Source organism: Streptomyces sp. NPDC002680, assembly GCF_042889145.1.
Lineage (GTDB): Bacteria > Actinomycetota > Actinomycetes > Streptomycetales > Streptomycetaceae > Streptomyces > Streptomyces adonidis.
Map to the genome: position 1 here is coordinate 225567 of NZ_JBIAQP010000013.1, position 18013 is coordinate 243579.

15 protein-coding genes are annotated in these 18013 nt (G+C 71.4%); 6 read left to right on the plus strand and 9 right to left on the minus strand.

The features are described from left to right. The first annotated feature begins 98 nt into the window (after positions 1-98). Genes ACFYXF_RS32100 through ACFYXF_RS32110 form a run of 3 tightly spaced genes read left to right on the plus strand, consistent with a single transcriptional unit; the run spans position 99 to position 3084 of the window. Entirely contained in the window at positions 99-332 is a 234-nt protein-coding gene (locus ACFYXF_RS32100; protein ID WP_389354918.1) for a hypothetical protein, read from the plus strand. After that, complete coding sequence (locus tag ACFYXF_RS32105; protein ID WP_389354920.1) at positions 329-1036, plus strand: RNA polymerase sigma factor; 708 nt, start codon at positions 329-331, stop codon at positions 1034-1036. Before ACFYXF_RS32100 ends, ACFYXF_RS32105 begins: the two co-directional genes overlap by 4 nt. Continuing rightward, on the plus strand, positions 1033-3084 hold the full coding sequence (locus ACFYXF_RS32110; RefSeq protein ID WP_389354922.1) for a M48 family metalloprotease: 2052 nt from the start codon (positions 1033-1035) through the stop codon (positions 3082-3084). Before ACFYXF_RS32105 ends, ACFYXF_RS32110 begins: the two co-directional genes overlap by 4 nt. 10 nt (positions 3085-3094) lie before the next feature. On the opposite strand, the gene ACFYXF_RS32115 is transcribed toward ACFYXF_RS32110, so the two are convergent. Further along, on the minus strand, positions 3095-3550 hold the full coding sequence (locus ACFYXF_RS32115; RefSeq protein WP_389354924.1) for a DnaJ domain-containing protein: 456 nt from the start codon (positions 3548-3550) through the stop codon (positions 3095-3097). Continuing rightward, entirely contained in the window at positions 3547-4176 is a 630-nt protein-coding gene (locus ACFYXF_RS32120) for a hypothetical protein (protein ID WP_389354926.1), read from the minus strand. The genes ACFYXF_RS32115 and ACFYXF_RS32120 overlap by 4 nt, the downstream gene beginning before the upstream one ends. Positions 4177-4585: 409 nt before the next feature. Here ACFYXF_RS32120 and ACFYXF_RS32125 point away from each other — a divergent pair, with 409 nt between their 5' ends. Next, a complete protein-coding gene (locus ACFYXF_RS32125) occupies positions 4586-5806 on the plus strand; it encodes a metallophosphoesterase (RefSeq protein ID WP_389354928.1) in 1221 nt (406 codons plus the stop codon). 200 nt (positions 5807-6006) lie between these two features. Beyond that, entirely contained in the window at positions 6007-6783 is a 777-nt protein-coding gene (locus ACFYXF_RS32130) for a SpdA protein (protein ID WP_389354930.1), read from the plus strand. A 183-nt stretch (positions 6784-6966) separates the two neighbouring features. Here ACFYXF_RS32130 and ACFYXF_RS32135 read toward each other — a convergent pair whose 3' ends face one another. Then, on the minus strand, positions 6967-7089 hold the full coding sequence (locus ACFYXF_RS32135) for a hypothetical protein (protein ID WP_389354932.1): 123 nt from the start codon (positions 7087-7089) through the stop codon (positions 6967-6969). Positions 7090-7248: 159 nt separating this feature from the next. Between ACFYXF_RS32135 and ACFYXF_RS32140 the strand changes: the two genes are divergently transcribed. After that, positions 7249-7479 (plus strand): hypothetical protein, encoded by a 231-nt coding sequence (locus ACFYXF_RS32140; protein WP_389354934.1) that lies wholly within the window; start codon positions 7249-7251, stop codon positions 7477-7479. 60 nt (positions 7480-7539) lie between these two features. On the opposite strand, the gene ACFYXF_RS32145 is transcribed toward ACFYXF_RS32140, so the two are convergent. The 6 genes from ACFYXF_RS32145 to ACFYXF_RS32170 form a co-directional block, all read right to left on the minus strand. Continuing rightward, positions 7540-8781, minus strand: coding sequence for an MFS transporter (locus tag ACFYXF_RS32145; protein ID WP_389354936.1), 1242 nt, complete (start codon positions 8779-8781; stop codon positions 7540-7542). 29 nt (positions 8782-8810) lie between these two features. Continuing rightward, positions 8811-11000, minus strand: a complete 2190-nt coding sequence (locus ACFYXF_RS32150) for an MMPL family transporter (protein ID WP_389354938.1) — start codon at positions 10998-11000, stop codon at positions 8811-8813. Positions 11001-11021: 21 nt separating this feature from the next. Beyond that, positions 11022-11807 (minus strand): alpha/beta fold hydrolase, encoded by a 786-nt coding sequence (locus ACFYXF_RS32155; RefSeq protein ID WP_389354939.1) that lies wholly within the window; start codon positions 11805-11807, stop codon positions 11022-11024. An 85-nt stretch (positions 11808-11892) separates the two neighbouring features. Further along, positions 11893-13233 (minus strand): MFS transporter, encoded by a 1341-nt coding sequence (locus ACFYXF_RS32160; protein ID WP_389354941.1) that lies wholly within the window; start codon positions 13231-13233, stop codon positions 11893-11895. 34 nt (positions 13234-13267) lie between these two features. Continuing rightward, on the minus strand, positions 13268-14467 hold the full coding sequence (locus ACFYXF_RS32165; RefSeq protein WP_389354943.1) for a PLP-dependent aminotransferase family protein: 1200 nt from the start codon (positions 14465-14467) through the stop codon (positions 13268-13270). Then, a complete protein-coding gene (locus ACFYXF_RS32170) occupies positions 14451-17630 on the minus strand; it encodes an ATP-binding protein (RefSeq protein ID WP_389354944.1) in 3180 nt (1059 codons plus the stop codon). The genes ACFYXF_RS32165 and ACFYXF_RS32170 overlap by 17 nt, the downstream gene beginning before the upstream one ends. Positions 17631-18013: the final 383 nt, after the last annotated feature.

Here is an 18013-nt window from a genome sequence, read left to right on the forward strand (position 1 = left end):
GCGTACGGAGACCGGGAATTCCGGTGCCGGGTAAACCAGTTGGGCGTTGACGGCTGTATCAGGGTGTCACTGCTGTGATCCTGTGGAGGGACCCTGAAATGGTTGTCGAACCTGTGGTGGTGGTCGTAGTGCTGACCTGCGCACGGCTGGTGTACGGACTGGCGGCGCTGTGGACACGGCCGGCGCGGGAGCGTGCCTGGGCGAACGCGCTGGCCACGGTCGTGCGGGCGGCCGGGCCGGGCGGCACGGTCGAGGTCACGCGCGCCGACGGCGACTCGCTGAGCGCGCGTTCGGCGACGGCTGTCGAGCCTGCCGGGGCGGACCACCGGTGAGCGCGGAACAGGCCGTACGGCCAAGGGACTTCGAGACCTTCTTCGCGGGCGCGTACGGACGTGTCCTGGCGCAGGTGATCATGCTCTGCGGAAGCCGCGAGGACGCCGAGGACGTCACCCAGGAGGCGTTCCTGGAGGCCTACCGGGCCTGGGACCGCATCGCCGAGTACGACCTGCCCGAGGCGTGGGTGTACCGCGTCTCGGTCCAACGTCTGTGGAAGACACAGCGCAGGCGCAGAACCGGCCAGGAACGGCTGCCGGATGTGCCGGTGCCGGTGCGGGCGAGCCCCGAACAGAGTGCGGAGGCCCGCGAGGTGCTGGGACTGCTGGCCGCCCTGCCGCCACGGCAGCGGGTCACCATGGTGCTGTTCTGTCTGCACGGCTGGTCCCAGAGCGAGATCGCCAAGACGCTGCGGATGACGCGCGGCGGCGTCGCCGCGAACGTGTCCAAGGCACGCCGGACGCTCAAGGAGGCGCTGGACATGGCCGCGGACGACACGAACAGGCGCGACCCGTTCATGTCCGGCCCCGAACCGGCCCGTCCGGGCCGACTGGACGTGAGCAGGATCAGCCTCGGCCGCGACCCCGTCGTCATGGCCCTGCGCAACGCGGAGGCATGGCTGCGGGCGGCCGTGGAAGCGGACCCGGAGAGGCTCGGCCGGGCGCGGGCGGCAATGGCCCGCAGACGGGGGGAGAAACGGTGACCGCTGTCCTGGGGTGGTTACGCGGGCTGTTCGCCGTGGGGCTGCTCGCCGGGTTCTACGTCGTGGCGTTCACCCTCCTCGCGGCCGACGCGGCACTCGTCGGCCTCATGCTGTGGGGGATGGTCGAACTCCCGTCACAGGCCGGCAACTGGTCGCTCGCCGTGGCCGGCGGCATCCCGGCGGCCTCCGCCCTGCTGTACGGGATAGCCGCGGTGAGCCGTACGGAGGAGCCCCCGCCCGACGCGGTCTTCCTGCGCCGCGCCGACGCACCCGGCCTCTGGCGGCTCGTCGAGGATCTGGCCGGACAGTTGCGCACCCGGCCGCCCAGCCGGATCTACCTGACGGCGGAGGCCAACGCGTCGGTGTCGGAGGACGCGCGGCTGCTCGGCTTCGCGGTCGGTCAGCGGACCATGTACCTGGGCGCTCCGCTGCTCCTGTGGCTGAAGCCCATGGAGCTGCGGGCCGTGCTCTGCCATGAACTCGGCCACTACGCGGGCCGGCACACCCGGTTCGGCGCGATCGCCTACAGGGGGGCCGCGTCGCTGCGCTCCACCCTGTTCCGGCTGCGGATGACCGCGCATTCGGACCAGGGCCGGGTCGGATACGCCTGGCTGTTCCACGCGGTGATCGGCGCCTATGCCTGGATGTATCTGCGCCTGTCACTGGCGGTGCGCCGACGCCAGGAGCTGGAGGCGGACGCGGAGGCGGCCACCGTGGTCGGACCGGAGGTGACCGCCCAGGCGCTGCGCGCCGTCCATGCGCTCGCCGTCACCTGGGCCGGGTTCGAGAGCCGGTTCCTGCGGCCCGTACAGCGGCTCGGGTTCGTACCCGAGGACGTGTTCGAGGCGTTCGCCGCCATGGTGGGCGACCCGCTGGTGCGGAAGCGGAAGGCCGAGCTGCGCGCGCACCCGGTCGAGGCGGGCCGTTCCCCGCTGGACTCCCATCCACCGCTGGCCAGGCGGCTGGCCCTGATCGAGGCGCAGCCCGCCACGAGCCCCACGACCGTCGTCGACGACGAGGGGCCACTGGTCGCCGACCCGTCACCGCTGCCCAAGGTGCAGCGCAAGATGCTCGGTGAGGCCGCGCGCTCGACGACGGCACTGCCCTTGGTTTCGTGGGCCGACCTGGCCGCCGAGGCGTTCGCCATCGAACTCGCGAGCCTCCTGCTCGACGCGGCACGCGACACCCACGTGAGCGCGCGCCCCACGCTCGCCACCGTTCTCGGCCTGCTGGAACGCGGCGAGCAGACGGAGCTGGTACGCCGTCTCACCGACGCGCCCCATCCCGAGGAGCAGCTCGCCGAGGCCCTGTACGCGCTGACCGGACAGGCGCTGGCCGGTGCGGGCCGGGCGCGCTGGGTGCTCAGTTGGACCCAGGGATACGTCCTGGACTGCCCCCGGGACCCGCGCGGGCGCCTGGCCGATCTCGTCGCTGCCGCCGCACGCGACCGTACGGCGGTACCGGCCCTGCGTGACGAACTCGCGCGCCTCGGCCTGGAAATCGAGGCACCGGTCGTACTGGCCCTGCGTACCGTGACCGCACCGGCCGGACGGACATCGGCTCGGCGGAGTACTCGGAGCGGGTCGAACCTGGTCGTCCAGGAACTCGCGCGGCAACGCACGGTCGCCAAGGTGACCGTGGGTGCGCTGATCGTCGCCGGGGTGGTGTGGGGGATCGCCCTGGTCAATTCGGACCCCTACCAGCCCTACCCGCAGTCCTACCGGACCGAGGAGCCGACGGAGACGTACCCGTGGGCCACATCCACGCCCAGCTACCCCCTTGCCCTGCCGACATCGGGCTCCGGCAGACGGCTGCCCACCCCGTTCATCACCGACCTCGACCCCCCGCTCCCGACGCCCCGCCTCCTCTTCGGCGTCCATGACGTCGTACCCGGTGACACGCTGTCCGGCATCGCCTGCGAGTACGGCACCACCGTCGAGGACCTCCAGGACCTCAACGAGATGGGAAAGAGAACCGACCTCGACGTGGGCCAGAAGCTGTTGGTACCGAAACGGGGCTCTGGGATCGTGTCGGTGGACTGCCGGTGACCGAAGCGCGTCAGCGACGGCGTCGCTTCGGCGGCGGTTCGTCGACGGGCCGCCACCAGGCGAACCGGTCGGCCCGCCGCCACGAGCGGCCCGGATCGTGCGCCGGGAAGGAACCGTCGTACACCCCCTGGTCACCGAAGTGGCCCGCCCCCGCCCCCGCACCCGTGCGCGGGCCGGCACCGGAGGCCCACGTGAAGGTGTCGGCCGCTGTCGGCGGCGGCTCGGCGGAGGTCCGGGGCGCATCGCGCGGCGGCGCCTCGCGGCGGCGGTCGTACGCCCTGCGACGCACCGGGTCGGACAGCGTCTCGTAGGCCCGGTGCAGGTCCTGGAAGGCGTCCGTGTCGCCGCCGACGTCAGGATGGTGGGTCCGTGCCCTGCGGCGGAACGCGCGCACGATCTCGGCCCTGGTGGCATCGGCCGGGACGCCGAGCAGCGCGTAGAAGTCCGGTTCGTCCGCCGAGGTCATCGCACCGCGACCTCGGCCTGCCGGCAGATCAGCCGCCACGACGCGCGGTGTGCGGGACCGGACAGGGCCGAGCCGTGTCCGGACACGAAGGTCACCCACCGGCGTCCGGCCAGGTAGCACCAGACGTCCAGCTCGTTGTCGTCCCCGGAGTAGAAGAAGTCCCCCCGGCCGAACTCGTCGCCGTTGACGAACGGCGACTGCAACCGTGCCTGTGCCTCCGCGGGCAGATTGCCGAGAAATCCGCGCAGGGGCGCCGACAGCGGCAGTTCCTCGCCGTACTCCGGCGGGGCGGCGCCGCCCGACAGCGCGGGACGGGCGGAGCGGGCCCGGGTCGGCTTCTGAACGACCACCGCGTGCCGCAACGACGACGGTACGAACGGCACGACCGTGAGCAACTGCGCGGATCCGCCCCGGTCGTTGACGGTCGGTGTGGCCACGGCGAGTCCGCGCTCGCCGAACACCACCGCGTACGGACGCTCGTGGTCCGTACGGTGGCAGTACGCCCACCACTCGACGATCGGACCGACCCTGGCGACCATCCGGTCACGGGCCGCCACGCTCAGCTGACGCCACCAGTACTCGCGGCCGGGCCGGTCGACGAACCCGAGCGTCGCGGCGTCGTGCAAGGGAGCGTCCACCCTCGCGGCGCGTCCGGGAACAGGAAGCGCCCCGGACCGATCCACCGCACCGACCTCCCCGCCCTTCGGCCGAGGCACGGGTTGCGACGCCATACGGGACCCCCAGGGCTCGGTTCCGCCACACCGGCCGGTCCATTGTGGCCGCGCCGCCTCCGGCAGGGAAGAGTGCCGCCGGACGGCCCGCCTCTTCCGCCTCCTGCCTGTCGACCCCGGACCGTACTTCGGCATCGAGACCGGCTCGTGCCTCCTCGACGTCGACACGTCCCACGCCTCAACTCGCCATCACCTACGACTCGTTGACGCTGTGAACCCCCACCCGCCATATCCAGTGGCCCAGCCCGCCCGAGGACGACCGGATACAGTGCGCGAGACGGCACCCGGGTCCGAGAGGGGAAGCGTGACCGACACCAGCAACACCCACCCCGCCGACAGCGAGGTGCGGGCTCCGCGACCGAGCCGGCTGCACCGCCTGATGCGCTACATCCCCCTGATCGCCCCCGTCCTGCTGTGGGCCGTGCCCTGCTGGGTGCTTCTGTACACCGGCCAGCACTGGCCGCTGCCCGTCGCACTGGTCGCCACCGCCCTGTTCGTCCTCGGCCTCGTCGTGATGCCGCTCGCGATGGCGCGCGGCCACGGCCGACGCCAGCAGGACCGGGCGGCGATCGTCGGTGACACCCTGCTGGGCGCCACCTGGGTCCTGTTCACCTGGTCCGTACTGCTCGGCATCCTCCTGCGGCTCGCCCTGACCGTGGCCGGCGTCGGCGAGAGCCAGGACCGCGCCCGAATCGTCACCTGGACCGTCCTCGGCACGACCGCCGTACTGCTCGCCTGGGGGTACGCCGAAGCCCGCCGCGTGCCACGCGTGCGCCGCCTCGACGTACAACTCCCGCGGCTGGGTGCCGGGTTGGACGGCCTCCGCGTCGCCCTCATCACCGACACCCACTACGGCCCCCTCGATCGCGCCCGCTGGTCGGAGCGGGTGTGCGAGACGGTGAACACACTGGAAGCCGACCTGGTCTGCCACACCGGCGACATCGCGGACGGCACCGCCGAACGCCGCCGCGCCCAGGCCGTCCCGCTCGGTACGGTGCGAGCCACCCGGGCCCGGGTCTACGTCACCGGCAACCACGAGTACTACAGCGAGGCCCAGGGCTGGGTCGACCTGATGGGCGAGCTGGGCTGGGAGCCACTGCGCAACCGCCATGTGCTGCTCGAACGCGGCGGCGACACCCTCGTGGTCGCCGGCGTGGACGACGTCACCGCCGAGTCCTCCGGCCTGCCGGGCCACCGCGCCCACCTCGCCGGAGCCCTGAACGGCGCCGACCCCGACCTGCCCGTTCTGCTCCTCGCCCACCAGCCCAAGTTCATCGACCGGGCGGCAGCCGAGGGCATCGACCTCCAGCTCTCCGGCCACACCCACGGCGGCCAGATCTGGCCCTTCCACCACCTGGTCCGCCTCGACCAGCCCGCCCTCGCCGGCCTCAGCCGCTACGGCACCCGCACCCTCCTCTACACCAGCCGCGGCACCGGCTTCTGGGGCCCACCGTTCCGTGTCTTCGCCCCGAGCGAGATCACCCTGCTCGTGCTCCGCTCCCCGCAGCGGCCCCTTTCGCCGTAGCACTGGGCGGGCCGACACATCCGCGTCGAGCACACACTCACCGCAATCGAGCGGACACAGTCCGATCCGACCACGAAACACGGATGGCGCTGACCGAAACCCGGCCAGCGCCATCCGTGTACGTAAAGAGTGTGTCCGAGGACCGACACGGGCTTTGGACACACGCTCTCACCCAGCAGACGCAGTTCGCGGTGGGCTAGATGGCCGCGCCTGAACCGCAGCGGGTGGGCACTCCCCCGGCCACATCCTCCGAACCCGGATTCACGCTCCGCGCCGTCTCCATCATCATGACGGCCGTCGTCAGCCTGATCTTCCTCTTCGGCTTCGGCAACGTCTGGGCCCTGGCGCGGCACTTGGGCGTCACACCGTGGGTCGCACCGCTGGTCGCGCCAGCAGTGGACCTGTCTGTCATCGGCCTACTGCTGGGCACCTGGTACCTGGCCCTCCACGGCGCACGCTCCGAACTGCTCCGCCCGACACGACGACTCCTCGTCCTCTCCAGCCTGATCACACTCGCCCTGAACATCACCGAGCCCCTGCTGACCGGGCACACCGGAAAGGCCGCCTTCGACGCGGTCGGTCCTCTTCTGCTCATCGGCTGGGCCGAGGTCGGCCCCGGCCTGCTCCAAGCCATCGCCAACACCACTGACAAGGAACAGAACTTGCCGGACCCATCGGCAGCCACGACCAACGGCCCAGCAATCACACCGCAGACGATGGACGGGACCGGCTCAGAGGCTCGCATCTCGCCAGACAGCATCGGGCACTACACGCGACACCATGCACCACGTACCGAACGGGACGACCTTCTGGAGCGTGCCCGCCAAGAAGATGCTCTGCATTGGACCGAACACCACCGCCCAATCTCCGCCGAGACACTCCGCAAGCGCCTCAGCGTGGGCTCAGCACGATCCAGAATGCTCGTGACCATCCTCCGCGGCGATACCGACCGAAACCACGCGATCCGGCAAGGCTGACATTCCCTCGGTAGGCACGGAGACTGCCTCGGGATTCCGCTCCTGGACTGCGACGCGCCGATCATCCTGAGCAGGCTCCGGATCCCCGGCCCCACCGTCCGCGACTTTGATCTGCGGGCACGGAGTGGTCTGCCGCCTGGGCGAGAAACTCCGCCCTCGGCCCTATGACGAACTCTGACCCGATCAAACGAGGTCGGCGTGCAAAGCCGTGTTGCGGGTCAGGTACCGGTAGCTGACCCACTCCTGTGCCAGGCGCTGACCGGCGACCAGCAGGCCGACCGCCTTCGCCCGGTGCGCCGCGGGCATCCACTCGACCAGAGCACGAGCCTCCCCCGCATCGCGGTGCTTGGCCGCGAGTGTGTTGACCGATGCACGGAATGTGCCGTCAGCAGGACAGCAGGCCGTCGCTCCACGGAGAGGTCCAGGCCTGCCACCGCGCAGGGCGAGTGGATCCGTACACCGAACGTGAGCGTCTGGACCATCACCAGACGGGTCAGGCTCTCGCCGCTGACTCCGTACGGAAAGCCCGGATGGTTCTCGATGCGGGCGCTCTTTGGCGGACTGGTCGCCGAGACCGGCACGGTCCAGCAACACACCTCGGCAACAGCTCTGGGCGTCGCGCCGTACTCGGCGAACCGGCGGGACCGCGCGTCGTCCAGGACCGGCCCGCGCTGTACCGCACCGTCGTTCACGTGATTCCTCCGCCGCACCGGACCAGAAGGGTCTCTTGCCGGGGTGCTCGTCGAGTCGAGCCGTTCAGACGCGAACCGGAACAGGCGCCGACTTCACCCGGGCGACGGTCGTGACGTACAGGAGCAGACCCGCGGTGGTGAGGACGAAGCCGGCCCACACGGTGGACAGGGTCCCCCAGCCGGCGTCGAGGGCGACCGCGCCGCCGATCGCGCCGAGACAGTTGGCCAGGTTGAGGGCGGCCAGGTTGAGCGTTCCCATCAGGGTCGGGGCGTCCGGTGCGAAACCGGTCAACCGGACCTGGATGGTGGGGATGGCGAACATCATGGTCGCGCCGACGCCGAACAGGCAGGGCAGCAGAACCACCAGGTCGGCGCCTGCCACGCCGATCACCACCAGGAACGCCAGCGCACCGCCGTAGCCCAGGATCAGGCCCCGGTTCTCGTACCGGTCGGCGACCCGTCCGCCGACGTGGTTGCCGACCGCCATGCCGAGGCCGAAGACGGCGAGCGCGATCGGGATGAGCGAGGCGTCCCGCTGCGCCGCGTCGGTGACGAACGGGCCGATGAACGTGTAGACGGCGAAGATGCTGGAGATGCCGAGCGCCGCGACGGCGACCATCAGCCAGACGTCCCGCCGCCGGAGAGCGCCCAGCTCGCCCGTGAGGGAGCCGCCGCGCAGGTCGTCGGTGCGCGGCAGCCAGGCCAGCAGGGCGGCTCCGGCGAGCAGACCGACGGCGACCACGGTCCCGTACATGACGCGCCAGCCGGCGTGCTGGCCGATGAAGGTGCCGAGCGGCGACCCGGCGATGGTGGCGAGGGTGAGTCCTCCCATGACGGTGGCGAACGCCTTGCCGCCCTTGCCCGGCCCGTACACGTACGCGGCGACGACGGCCCCGGCGCCGAAGAACGCGCCCTGCACGCTGCCCGCGACGAACCGGAAGACGACGAACAGCACGATGTCCGGCGCCAGGGCGGAGAGTCCGTTGCCGACCAGGAACAGTCCGATCAGGCCGAGCAGCAGAGTGCGCCGGTTGACCCGGGCGGCGAGCAGGGTGATCGCCGGAGAGCCGATCATCACCCCGAGGGCGTACGCGGTGATCGCGTAGGTCGCGACCGGAACGGACACGTCGAGATCGGACGCGAACAGCTGGATGATGCCGTTGCTGCCGAACTCGCCGGCGCCGATCGCGAAGGTACCCAACGCCAGTGCGAACAACGTGAGTTTCGGATGCCTGATGGGCGACTTCGCGGAGGTGTGCCGCTGTTCCTCGGCGGTGCACTGGCCGTCGTAGGCGTGTTGATGCATCGTCTCGTCTCTCGTCCTTGGCAGGAGGGTCAGTCGGACGGCGTGCGGGCCGGTGCGGGACGGAGATCAGGTGTGGGGGGCGGGTCGTCGCCCTCCCGGAGGCCGTGGCGGGCGTAGAAGCGCCGCAGGGGCCCCGGCGCCCACCAGTTCGCGTCTGCGAGCAGACGCATCGTGGCCGGTACCAGCAACGCCCGGACGATCGTCGCGTCCACCAGGACGGCGATGAGCATCGCCACCCCGATCAGCTTGATGAACGTGATTCCGGAGACGGAGAACAGGCCGATCACGACCAGGATGAGCAGCGCGGCGCTGGTGATGATCCGGCCGCTGCGCTGCAGCCCGACCGCGACCGCCGCGGTGTTGTCGCCGGTCCGGTCGTACTCCTCTCGGATCCGGGACATCAGGAAGACCTCGTAGTCCATCGACAGCCCGAACACGACCGCGAGTACCAGGATCGGCTGGGTCGCCTCCAGCGTCCCGGTGGAGGTGAAGTTCAACAGACCCGACAGATGGCCGTCCTGGAAGATCAGGACCAGTGCGCCGAACGACGCGCCGAGCGACAGGATGTTCATCACGATCGCCTTGACCGGCAGCACGACGGAGCCGAAGGCGAGGAACAGCAGGACGAAGCCGGCGCCGCCGATGATCAGCGCCATCCAGGGCAACAGGCGCCCCACGGCGTGGAGTTGGTCGGCCAGTTGCGCGGTCTGCCCACCCACCAGCGCCTCACCTCCCGGTGGTGCCGGTACGGCCCGGATCCGGCTCACGAGATCCCGCGACTCGGGCGACATGGGGTCGCCCCGGTACCTGACCGTGACCCTCGCGACGTCGCCGGACCGACCCGTGACCTCGGCTCCGGACACCCCGTCGACAGCCTGGACGGCGTCGACGTAGCGCTCCAGAGCGGCCCGGTCCGACGAGGTCACGATCGCCTCGATCGGCACCTGACCGTTCTGGACGAAGTCCCGGTCGACGGTTTCCGAGACCACACGGCTCTCGGTGCCCGTCGGCAGCACCCTCGGGTCGATGCCGCCGAACTCGACGCGCAGGAACGGCGCGGCGGCCAGCAGCAGGACCGTGAGCACCCCGGTCGCGTAGACGACCGGGCGGCGCATGATGCTGTGCGCGAGGCGGTACCAGAACCCGTGCGCGACCTCGTCCCGCGGGAGAGCCGGCGGCGGACGGCGCAGCAGCCGTCGTACCGAGAGTGCCTCGACCCGGGGGCCGAGGACGGCGAGCAGGGCGGGCAGCACGGTCAGTGCCGCCACCATCGCCACCAGGACCGCCGACAGACCGCCGAGACCCATCGAGCGGAGGAAGGTCATCGGGAAGATCAGCAGTCCGGCCAGCGAGACGGCGACGGTGACGCCGGAGACCGCGACCGTACGACCGGCGGTGGCCATCGTGCGCGCGACGGCGTCCTCGACACCGAGCCCGCGGGCGATCTCCTCCCGGAACCGCCCGACCATGAACAGGCCGTAGTCGATCGCCAGGCCCAGCCCGAGAATCGTCACCACGTTGATCGAGAAGACCGAGACGTCGGTCAGGTAGGTCATCCCGCGCAGCGCGGTGAACGCTCCGAGGATGGCCAGCGCGCCGAGGGCGAGCGGCAGGCTCGCCGCGGCCACGCTGCCGAAGACGACGACCAGGAGCACGAGCAGCACCGGTACGGAGATCGTCTCGGCGAAGGCGATGTCCGCCGCGACCCGCTCGCGGATGTCGCGGTCGACCGTGGTGACGCCGCCGACCCGGGTCCGCAGGCCGGGCGCGGCCAGTTCGTCCTCGATCCCGTCCAGCTCTGCGCCGCGCCGCTCCTCGTCGTCGCCGGCCAGGGTCAGCACCGCGTAGGTGGCGTGCCGGTCCTGGCTGACCAGGGCCGGGCTGCCGGTGTTCCAGTAGGTGACGGTCCGGGTCACCACCTCGTGGGGAAGCGCTCGGAGCGTCTCCGTGACGGCTCGCCGGAACTCCGGGTCGTCGACTGTCGCGCCGGGGCTGGTGTACAGGACCACAACGTCGTTGCCGGTCCGGCCCAGCGTCGCCTCGGCACGTGCGTCCGCGCGCGAGCTCTGGCCGGCCGGGTCGTCGAACCCTCCGGTGGTCAGCGAGCCGAAGACCCGCGTGCCCCAGATGCCCCCGAACACCAGGAAGGCCGCGGCCAGGCCGATCACCCACCACCGTCGGCGGACCGTCGTCCGCCCCAGCCTCTCGAACATCGACATCGCCGCCACCCCCTCCTGGTGTCAGCGCGCGGCGCGCTTGATGAGGGCGGCCGTCGCCGCGGGCCGCGCGATCATCGCGACATGCGAGGTGTCGGCCTCGAAGGTGTGTGCGCCGGCCCGGCGCGCCATGAACCGCTGCGCCGCCGGGGGCAGCACCTGGTCGTCGCGGCCCACGAGGTACCAGGACGGAACGGTCTTCCAGGCCGGGGCGCCGGACGGCTCCCCGAGGGTGCGCACGTCCGCCGGCCGCTGGCCCGCCCACATCAGCTCGGTGGTCGACTTCGGCAGGTCCCCGGCGAACACGTCGTGGAAGAACTCCTTCTTGATGTAGCCGTCGACGAGGCCCTCACCGTAGGGACGGAAGTCCAGCGCCGCCTCGCTGAGTCTGCTGCCCGGGTACTTCGTCTGCAGGCCCAGCAGCGTCTCCCCCTGATCGGGTACGAACGCGGCCACGTAGACCAGCGCCTTCACGTTCGGGTTGCCGGTCGCGGCGTTCGTGACGACGATGCCGCCGTAGGAGTGCGCGACGAGGACGAGCGGGCCGCTGAGGGTCGCGAGGATGCCGGCCAGATAGGCGGAGTCGGAGGCCACGCCGCGCAGCGGGTTGGGCGGTGCGACGACCGGATAGCCGTCGCGGATGAGCCGGGAGGCGACCCCGTTCCAGCCCGACGCGTCGGCGAACGCGCCGTGTACGAGGACCACGGTGGGCTTGCTCGTGGTGTGTGCCTGCGCGGCGGGCGCGTCGAGCGCGGCGCCCACCACGGCGGCGGCGGATCCGGCCAACAGCACCCGGCGAGTTGTCGTCATCGATGTATGCCCTTCGGTATCCGGTGTTCTCGCTGACGAACGTAGAGCCGGTTACTTGACGGGCACTGAACAGAGATCCGGGCGCCTACAGGGGCTGCTTCACTGTCAGTTCCCTGTGGGCGTGCTCGTCCAGGGTGTACCGGCGTTGCAGCACGACGGCGATCGTCATGAGCACGGCCGGCACCAGGGTGAAGCCGTAGCGGACGGCCGCCAGCGCGCCGGAGGACTGCGTGGTGTGCTCGCCCGCGCTACTGGCCACGAACCCGCCCAAGGCCAGGCAGGCCGAGTACACGTACGGCCCCAACGCGCCGCCGGTGGCCTCGGCGGCGGTCCACACGCCGGTGTAACTGCCCGCACTGGCGGTGCCGTTCGGCCCGACGGCGGCGATGACGTCGGGCACCATCGACAGCGGCATGAGTTGCATCGCGGCGAACGAGACGCCCAGCACCGCCACGGCCGCGAGCAGCAGGGGCAGGCCGGCCCCGGCGCCCAGGGCCAGCACCAATGACGCGGCCACGAACGCGGCCTGGGCGACGAGCAGGCTGCGCTGCTTGCCGAGACGCCGGGCCACCAGGACCCACAGGGGCGTGGTCAGGACCGCCGGCGCCATGAACGCCGCGATGAGCACGCTTGTGAGGGAGGAGCGGCCCAGCTCGTACTCGGCGAAGTACGGCATGCCGGCCAGTACCAGGTTCATCGTGATCGCGACGGTCAGATAGGACGCGGTCAGGGCACGGAACTGCCGGTCGCGCAACGCCACAAGGAGGCCGCCCCGGTGGCCCGGCTCGGCCGGGGTGCCGGGCGCGGCCCGGTTGAGGCGGGCGACGCCGGTGATGCCGACCAGCATCGCCGCGAGCATGACCGCGCCGAGCAGCAGGGCCATCCTCGTGTAGTCGCCGACGCCCGGATCGTCCCCGGCGACCAGCGGCGCGGCCACTCCGGCGAGCAGGACGCTCACGATGATCACGACGCTGCGGTAGCCCATGAGGCGGGTCCGCTCGTGGTAGCCGATACCCAGGTCGGCCGGTGTGGCGAGGTAGGAGACCTGGTAGAGCGAGTAGAGCAGGTTGCCGACGACCAACGCCACGGAGACCCAGATCGCGGCGGTCGTCCCGTGCAGATCCGACGGCACGGCGAACAGGGCCACAAAGGCGAGCACCACGACACAGCCGACCAGCATCGGTCTCCGGCGGTGGCCGGTGCGAGCCAGGTCGGCATCGGAGAGCCGGCCCACCGACGGGTGCGTCACGATGTCGGCGACATTCGGCAGCAGGAGCGCGATACCGGCCACGGACGGTGGCACGGCCAGGACGTCGGTCAGGAAGTACAGCAGGAAGATGCCCGGCACGGTGACCCAGATGCCCATGCCGACCGAACCGGCGGCGAACGGGACGAGTGCGCGCAGGGGAAGCCGAACGTCGGTCATGAACGCCTCCAGGAGATCCGCGGTAGGGGTGTCTTCAGAAAGCCAGGGCCAACCGGCGTACGGCCTCCCGCAGTTCCTCCGGGGTGCGGTCGCTGTAGGACAGCCGCAGGTGCCGGGCCGAGGAGCGCTGCCGGGGGTCCGCCGCGAAGTACTCGCCCGGCTGGTAGACCACGCCGTGGGCAGCCGCCCGCCGGAACAGCGCCGCGGGGTCCACGGAGTCGTCGGTGAGCCGCGGCCAGAGGAACAACCCGCCTTCGGGGGGTACGACGTCGAGGGCGCCCGGGAGGTGTTCCTTCAGGGCGTCGATCAGCACGCCCGCGCGTTCCCGGTAGAGCGCGGTGGCGTCGCGCACGATCCGGTCGAACCACTCGGCGTCGTCAATGAGCAGCCGTTCGATGATCGCCTGGGTCACCGAGGACGTGTGGACGTCGAGGCGGTTGCGCAGCCGGGTCACCGGGTCCACGAGGTGGTCCGGCAGCACCAGCCAGCCCACGCGCCAGCCGGGGCCGAGGGTCTTGGTGAAGGAGTTGACGTGGATCGCCCGGTCCGACCGGTTGAACGTGGCGACGCCCTGGTCCCGGCCGCCGAAGCGCAGTTCGCGGTACGGATTGTCGACGATCACGTAGAAGCCGTACCGCTCGGCGAGTTCGATCAGTGCCTGCCGTTTCGGCGCCGAGAGACTGACCTGGGCGGGGTTGTGGAAGTCGGGCACGGTGTAGGCGGCGGCGATCCGGGCGCCGGTGGCGAGCCGCCGGGCGAGGTGTTCGACATCGAAGCCGTCGGCCACGACCGGTACCGGCAGGATCCGTGTCGTCGACACCTCCAGGGCCCAGAGGAATCCCGGGAACACCGGATCGTCCACCGCGACGGTGGCACCGCGCTCGACCACGGTGAGCACCGCCAGGGAGAGGCCGTGCATGCCGCCGTTCGTGACCACGATCCGGCTCGGGTCGACGCCCTCCCGTTGCGCGATCCAGTCGCACAGCGCGGCGGATCCGCGCGCCGGCGCGTACTGCAGGCTCGCCGTCGCGGCGTCGGGGGCCTGCCACAGCTGGGCCGATGCCTTGCCGATCGCCTCGACCGGCAGAGCCTCGGGCGCGGGGATGCCGCCCAGCAGGCGAATCGTTCCGGGGGCGGGTGCGGCAAAGCTGGCGTCGACGAAGCCCTTCGGCGCCGAGAGCCCACGGGCCAGGGCCGTCAGCCCGCTCTGCTCCTCGTCAGGAGCTGCGGTCATGCGTCGCCTCCAGGTCCTGGGAGAGTTGTTCGGCCCGCCGTGCGAACAGGTGCGCCTCGCGTGCGGTGGAGTGCGTGCGGGCCCGTTCGGCGGCGGCCCGGACAGCGGGGTGCGGTGCGCCGCGGGCCTGCAGCAGGCGCGCCCTCAGCAGCAGCAGGAGCCCTTCGGCGTACCGCTGCCCGAAGTCCCATATCGCCTGGTCCGCTCGGTCGAGAGCGGCTCCGGCCCGATCGGGCGATCCGGCTGCCAGCCACATCTCGGCGATCAGCGCGTAGTGGTAGGCGATGCCCCATTGCGGCGGGTCGAGCAGGTGGGCGGTCAGGAGTTCCTCGGCCTCGGTCGCGGCGCCGGCCGGATCCTCGCCGGTGAGGGCACGTGCCCAGCACCAGAACTGGCGTATGTAGAGGTCGATGTTGGCGCTGAGCCGCACGAAGCCGACGGCGGCCCACCGCTCGCCCGCTCGCCGTGCCGTGTCGGCGTCCCCGGCCATGGACGTGATCATGATCGTGTAATAGACCCAGACCGAGGCCGCGTACGGGTCCGTCGGGGTGTCCCAGGTGTCGACGAAGGCCAGCGCCGTGTCGACATCACCGTGCAGTGCAGTCATGACCGCCCGCCAGCCGGGCCCTTCCCCGGGAATGCCGCCGTCCCGCCGGAGCGGTGTCTCCTCGTCCGGGGCGAGGGTGCCGCCGACAGCGGCGGCATCCTCCTTGGTGAGGGACCGGTACGCCTCGCCGATGTTGCCGATGTCCCACTGATGCAGGCCCCAGGCGTGCCGGCCGTAGCGTCGGACGGCCGGATCGGAGGACACCTGGCCCAGCTCGTGCAGTCGGCGGGCCAGCTCCCCGCGGCCCTCTTCGACGGAGGTGTAGGCGCCCATCATGCGGATGAAGAGGAAGTCGGCGGCCTCCGCCTCCCGGCCGAGGGTGCTGGCCAGGTACTCGGCCCGCTCCAGCAGATCGAAGGTCGAGGCGTCGTACCCCGAGTGTCGCCTGACGACGATGGCGAGCAGCGTGAGGGCGGCGAACTCCAGTTCCATGAGTCCGGAGGCCCGGGTGACCTGTACCGCGGAGCGCAGCTGCCGGTCGGCGGACTCGAAGGCGAGTTTGGCCGCCGCGCGGCGCCCGGCGCGGATCAGCGCCTCCGCGACGCGCACGGGCTCGGCGAGGGGGCCGGCGGCCCACAGGTGGTACGCGAGGCGTTCGGCGACGTCCTCGTCGTCGGCGTGGATCTGTTCGAGCGCGTCCGCGACACGCAGATGCAGCTGCGTGACCCGCACTTTGGACGCGGTCTCGGAGACCGACTCGCGCACCAGGTCGTGCGCGAAGCGGAGCGAGGACGGGTCATGCGGCCCGGGTTCGAGCAGCCCGAGCGTATGCAGCGGTTCCAGGCGGTGGAGGCAGTCCGCGACGTCCACACCGGTGGCGCGGGACAGCAGTCTGAGATCGACGTCGCGGCCGATGAGCGCGGCCACCCGCAGCAGGTCGCGGGCGCGGTCGTCGAGCCCGGCCATCCGGTCGCGGACGACGTCATGGACGGTGGACGGGACCCCGGCCGGGGCGGTCGTGTCGCCGTCGCCGATCGCGCCGTTCCCGCTGAGGAGCCGGGACAGTTCACGGACGAAGAACGGATTGCCGGAGGTACGGGCGTGGATGGCGCGGGCGACGGCGTCGCCGGGATCCTGGCCGGCCTCGTGGCGGACGAGTTCGGCCACGTCGGCCGGACCGAGCGGACCGAGCCGGAACCTCCGGTGACCGGGCAGCCGGCTGGCGGCGGCCAGCACCCGGGAGAGGTCCGGGCCGAGTACGGGTGCGCGGTCACGTAACGCGCCGATGATCGCGGCGCCCTGGGGCAGCCGTCCCGCCAGGTGCTGCAACAACTGCAGGGAGGTGACGTCGGCCCACTGGAGGTCGTCGAGTATCAGGAGTGTCGGCCGCCGCGCCGAGGCCTGTCCGACCAGGGCGACGACCTGTTCGAACAGCCGGAACTGGGCGTTGCCGTCGGGAAGTTCCCGGGTCGCGTCGTCCCGCGCCGCGAGGAGGCTGCCCAGCCCGCCGGTGAGCCACTGTTCGCTCGCCGGAGCGGGCAGGCTGTGGACGACCTGGCTCAGTGCCTGCTCCCACGGCCACATCGCCGGTGTCCCGTCGCCCTCCAGACAGGAGCCCCAGACGGTGAGCGCGCCCAGCCGGCCCGCCACGGCGGCGGCCTCCTCCAGCAGCCGGGTCTTGCCCGCGCCCGGTTCGCCCTCGACGACGCCGATCGCGGTGTCACCGGCGAGTGCGCGCTCCACGACGCGCCGCAGCGTGGCGAGTTCCTCGGTCCGGCCGAACAAGGTGGTCGCCGTGGTCCGCCCGGCTTCCTCGTCCGCCTCCCACACCAGCGGCGGCGCCGGGAGCTGGGTGAGTATCCGCCGATGTGCGTCCTCCAGTGCCGGACCCGGGTCGATGCCGAGTTCGTCGGCGAGCCGGTCGCGGACCTGCCGGAACACCGCCAGCGCCTCCGCCTGGCGTCCGGCGGCGCCGAGAGCGCCGACGAGACCGGCCAGCACGGGTTCGTTGAACGGTGCCATCGACGCGGCCAGTCGCAGAGCCGCGAGCACCCGCTCCGGTTGCCCCATCGACACGGCAAGCTCCCCTGCCGTCGTGCACGCGTCGTAGAACTCGTTGTCGAGTGCGGCGAAGACCGTCGTGGCGATCGTCCCGTCGGCGCTGCCGTCGCCCGCCGAGCCGTGCCAGAGCCCGAGCGCTCCGACGTAGTGATCGAGGGCCGCCTCGTGATCGTGCCGAGTCAGCGCGGCCCCGGCGGCGGCGACGAGTTCCCGGAAGGCGACGAGGTCCAGCGTGGCAGGGGCGGCGGTGAAAAGGTAGGAATTGCCGCGACGGTGGAGAAACGATCCGGCTTCGCGGACGGGCAGCAGCGGCTCCAGCAGCCGACGTAACGCGCCGACGTACTTCTGGAGAATGTTCACCGCCGACGCCGGGACGTCCTCGGCCCAGATCAGGTCGACCAACTCGCTCGTACTGATCGGCTTGCCCGCGCGGGCGAGCAGCACCGCGAGCAGATACGACTGCTGCCGAGGCCCGGGGTCCAGTTCGACGCCGTCCCGCCAGATCCGCAACGGACCGAGAATCTGCAGACGCAGATGTCCGCCGGATGAAGCCATGCCCACCCCTACCCCCACTCACGGCCCGACCACGATCGGCTGCGGCATATTCATTTTACGGTTGCTTCGCAGCCTGGGTCCATGCGCCGAGGCGGCCGCTGGGCGACGCCAATTCAGCAGGACGTGAACCCGTCCCGCCCGGCGCCCTCGGGACGAACCGCTCTCCGAAGTCATGGCGGATGAGCGCGGGCCGGGTTCTCGATGTGCCACCGACGGTGCGTGCTTCCCCTCGGAAACGGCGCGGAGGGAGGCGACCGGTTCACCGCGTGCCCGCGACACCCGTGCCCGCCGCAGAAACGGCAGGTTCTCGGCGTACGTTTCGATGAACGGGCCCGCCCGGTCGAGCGCCACGTCGGCCTCGCCCGCCTTTTTGGTTGCGGCCG